The sequence below is a fragment of the Streptomyces sp. NPDC048288 genome, from assembly GCF_043201555.1.
Classification (GTDB): Bacteria; Actinomycetota; Actinomycetes; order Streptomycetales; family Streptomycetaceae; genus Streptomyces.
The window spans coordinates 1-4486 of the sequence record NZ_JBICZD010000033.1; the positions used below are offsets into that span (position 1 = coordinate 1).

Sequence of the window (4486 nt, forward strand, 5' to 3'; positions counted from 1 at the left end):
TCGGACGGGCAGCTGGAGTTCGTGGGGCGTGCGGATGCGCAGGTGAAGATCCGTGGGTTCCGGGTGGAACTCGGCGAGGTCGAGTCGGTGTTGGCTGCCCATGTGCAGGTTGAGCGGGCCGTGGTGGTGGCGCGCGAGGGGCGGCTGGTCGGGTATGTCGTCGGGGCCGTGGACGCCGAAGCGCTGCGGGCCTTCGCCGCAACTCGCCTGCCCGAGTACATGGTTCCGTCGGCGGTCGTCGTACTCGACGCGTTCCCGCTCACCGTCAACGGCAAGATCGACCGCTCCGCCCTGCCGGCGCCGGAAGCTGCGGTGAGTGCCGGTCGGGCTCCGGAGACGCCTGCCGAGAAGGTGTTCTGCGCCCTGTTCGCCGAGGTGTTGGGGCTGGAGCAGGTCGGGGTCGGGGACGGGTTCTTCGAGTTGGGCGGCGATTCGATCATGTCGATGCAGCTCGCTTCCCGGGCCCGTGCCGCGGGGTGGACCGTTTCGCCGCGGCAGGTGTTCGAGGAGAAGACGCCGGAACGGTTGGCACTGGTGGCGGTCGCGGTGTCCGGTGGGGCGGCTGGGCAGCGGGCGGAGACGGGTGTCGGTGAGGTGCCGTGGACCCCGGCGATGCGGTCGATGGGCGCACACGCGCTGCGGGGCGAGTTCGCGCAGTGGACGGTGCTCGGTGCGCCGGCCGGGCTGGGCGCGGATGTGCTGGCGTCAGGCGTGGAGGCGCTGCTGCGGGCCCACGGGATGCTGCGGGCCCGGACCGGGAGCGGCCTTCGGACGCTGATGGTTCCGGAGGCAGGTGAGATCGACGCGTCCGGGCTGGTGGTCCGGGTGGATGCCGCAGGGGTTGCTGAGGGCGAGCTGGACCGGGTGGCGGTGGATGCCGCTCGGCCTGCGGTGGCGCGGTTGGATCCGGCGGCAGGTGTGATGGTGCAGGTGGTGTGGGTGGACGCCGGGCCGGGCCGGGTCGGTCGGCTTGTGCTGGCGGCTCATCATCTGGCGGTCGACGGGGTGTCGTGGCGCGTCCTGGCGCAGGATCTGGGAACCGCGTGCGAGGCGGCGGCCGTTGGCCGCCGACCGGTCCTCGAACCGGCGCCGACCTCCTTCCGCACCTGGGTTCGGGAGTTGGAGCAGTCGGCGGAAGACCCGCGGCGGGTCGAGGAGCTGGCGAGGTGGGTTGAGCTGGTGGGCACCGCCGATGAGCCGCTGGTCGGCCGTCGCGCGCTGGACCCGGCCGTCGACACGGTTGCGTCCCTGCGGCGTTGTTCCTGGTCGGTTCCGGTGGGTGAGTCCGCGGTGCTCGTCGGTGAGGTGCCGGGGGTGTTCCACTGCGGTCTGCACGAGGTGTTGCTGGCGACGCTGGCCGGTGCGGTGGCGGGGTGGCGGCCGGGCTTCGGGGCTGAGGCGGGTGGGTTCCTGGTGGAGGTCGAGGGCCACGGGCGTGAGCCGTTGTCGGAGGGCATGGATCTGTCGCGGACGGTGGGCTGGTTCACCGCCGCTTATCCGGTACGGCTGGACGCCTCCGGTGTGGACCTGACGGAGGCTACGGAAGGGGGTGCGGCGGCTGGTGTGCTGGTGAAGCGGGTGAAGGAGCAGGTGCAAGCGGTGCCCGGGGACGGGCTGGGCCATGGCCTGCTGCGTCACCTGAATTCGGAGACGGCGCCGGTGTTGGAGGCCCTGCCGGTGCCGCAGGTCGGGTTCAACTACCTGGGCCGGTTCGCGGCCGCCGGTGGTGCCGGGGCGAGTTCGGTCGAGCCGTGGCAGTCGGCCGGGGACACGGCCGTCGGTGGCGCTGCCGATCCGGGGATGCCGGTGCCGCATGCGCTCGACGTGGGTGCCGTGGTGGCGGACACCGCGAGTGGCCCGGAGCTGACGCTCACCCTGAGCTGGCCCGCCGCGCTCCTGGACGAAACCGACGTACAGGAGTTGGGGCAGGCCTGGCTCGGGCTGCTGAACGGCCTCGCCGCGCACACCGGCGACCCGTCGGCCGGCGGCCACACGCCCTCCGACTTCTCACTCCTCGATCTCGACCAGGACGAAGTCGACGACCTGGAGGCCGATTTCGCCGACGACCACCTCTGATTTCCGTCCCCCGACCCTCGGCCTCCGTCCCTCGACCCTCGGCCTCCGTCCCTCGACCCTCGACCACCGCTCACTGCCGACCAACCCCCACAGCTCCGTCCGCGCCACCCGCCCCACCGCTCTGTCCCTGCCGCCGAACCGAAGTTGCGAACCGCTGTGAGGAGACGTACGCGATGACCCGGACCCGGACCGCCATCGAAGACATATGGCCGCTGTCGCCGCTTCAGGAGGGGCTGCTGTTCCACGCGTCCTTCGGGGACGAGGCCGTGGACGTGTATGCGGGCCAACGGGCCCTGGCCCTCGACGGACCGCTCGACGTCGACCGTCTCCGCCGCTCCTGGGAGGGCCTGATCGCCCGCCACGGGACCTTGCGGGCCAGCTTTCGCCGGCGCAAGTCGGGTGAGGCGGTGCAGGTCATCGCGCGGGAGGTGGAGCTGCCGTGGCGTGAGGTCGATCTGAGCAGCCTGCCCGAGGCCGATGCGGAGGCCGAGGCGGCCCGGTTGTCCGGGGCCGAACTCGCGGACGGCTTCGATGTCGCGCGGGGTCCGTTGCTGCGGTTGCTGCTGCTCCGCCTGGGCGAACGGCGTCACCGCCTGGTGCTGACAACCCACCACATCGTGCTCGACGGCTGGTCGTTGCCCATCCTGGTGAACGAACTGGAGGTGGTGTACCGGGCGGGCGGGGATGCTGGGGTGCTGCCTCCGATCAGGTCGTACCGCGATTACCTGGCCTGGCTCGGCCGTCAGGATCGGGACGCGGCGCGTGCCGCGTGGCGGGAGGAGTTGGCGGGGGCGGAGGAACCGACCCTGGTCATGCCGGCGGACCCGGCCCGGCTGCCACTGCGGCCCGAGACGGTCTTCGCCGAGTGCGATGCGGAGTTGACGCGGGCGCTGAACGACGTGGCCCGTCAGGGTGACGTCACCATGGCGACGGTGGTTCAGGGTGCGTGGGCTCTGGTGCTGGCCCGCCTGTCCGGACGGCAGGACGTGGTGTTCGGGACGACGGTTGCCGGGCGGCCGGCGGATCTGCCGGGTGCGGAGTCGTTGATCGGGTTGTTCATCAACACCCTCCCGGTGCGCGCCCGGTTGGCCGGTGATCTGTCGGTTGCCGACCTGCTGTCCGAACTCCAAGCTCGGCAGGTGAACCTGATGGGCCACCAGTACCTCGGGCTGGCCGAGATCAAACAACTTGCCGGACCAGGAGCCGAGTTCGACACACTCGTCGTCTACGAGAACTACCCGCACTCCGCCGCTCCGGCACCGTACGACCCGGACACACTCGTCATCGGGCCGGGCGGCGCACCTCAGGACGCCAGCCACCATCCACTGGGGCTGATCGTCATCCCTGGCGAGCGGATGGAACTGCACCTCGACTACCGCCCCGACCTCTTCGACGGGGCCCGTGCCGAAAGCGTGCTGGCCTCGCTGGTGAGGGTGTTGGAGCAGATAGCGGCCGATCCGCAACTGCGGCTGAGCGAGATCGAGTTGCTGGACGAGGCTGAGCGGACCGCGGTCGTCGAGGAGTGGAACACCACCGCACAGGAGGTGGACGCGTCGACGGTGCTGCAGCGGTTCCGTGGGTGGGTGACGCGGACCCCGGAAGCAACCGCGTTGTGGTCCCGACAACACGCCCTGTCCTACGGCGAGTTGGATGCGTGGTCGGATGCGTTGGCGCGGGGGCTGGTGGCGCGTGGTGTGGGGCGTGAGTCGCGGGTGGGTTTGTGTCTGCCGCGTGGGGCCGAGATGGTGGCCGCGATTCTGGCGGTGTGGAAGGCGGGCGGGGCGTACGTTCCGTTGGATCCGGAGTATCCGTCGGATCGGTTGTTGTTCATGGTGGCCGACAGTGGTGCGGAGTTGGTGCTGGTCGCGGCGGAGACCGTGGACCGGTTGTCGGCTGATGTGGAGTCGGTGCTGCTGGGCGAGGTGGGGACCGATTCGGGGGTGCTGCCGGAGGTCGCCTCCGATCAACTGGCGTACGTGATCTATACGTCGGGGTCGTCGGGTCGTCCGAAGGGTGTGGCGGTGGCGCATGCCTCCGTGGCCAACCTTGCCTCGGCGATGGGTCCCGTCCTTGGTGTGGGGCCGGGGCTTACGGCGTTGCAGTTCGCGTCGTTCAGTTTCGATGCGGCGGTGCTGGACGTGGCCGTGACCCTCGCCGGCGGAGGCACGCTGGCGATCGCCACGACGGAGGAGCGGCAAGATCCGTCTGCTCTCGCCGCGATGGTCGAGGCGGCCGGTGTGGCCACGGCGAGTGTGGTGCCGTCGCTGCTGGGGGCTCTGGAGCCGAAGTCGGTTCGAGGAGTGGGCAATTGGGTGCTGGGCGCGGAGCGGTTGGAGGCCGGTCTCGCGGCGAAGTGGCGTGCGGGCGCGCGGGTGTGGAACACGTACGGTCCGACGGAGGCCACTGTCAT

At 70.8% G+C, this 4486-nt stretch carries 2 protein-coding genes; both read left to right on the top strand.

Annotation, left to right across the window (positions count from 1 at the left end):
• Positions 1-63 precede the first annotated feature (63 nt).
• Positions 64-2076 carry a condensation domain-containing protein gene (locus ACGFZS_RS49635; protein WP_393800819.1) on the top strand — a complete coding sequence of 671 codons (2013 nt, stop codon included), beginning with the start codon at positions 64-66 and terminating at the stop codon, positions 2074-2076.
• A 173-nt stretch (positions 2077-2249) separates the two neighbouring features.
• On the top strand, positions 2250-4486 hold a 2237-nt coding region (locus tag ACGFZS_RS49640), incomplete at its 3' end, for a condensation domain-containing protein (protein ID WP_393800820.1).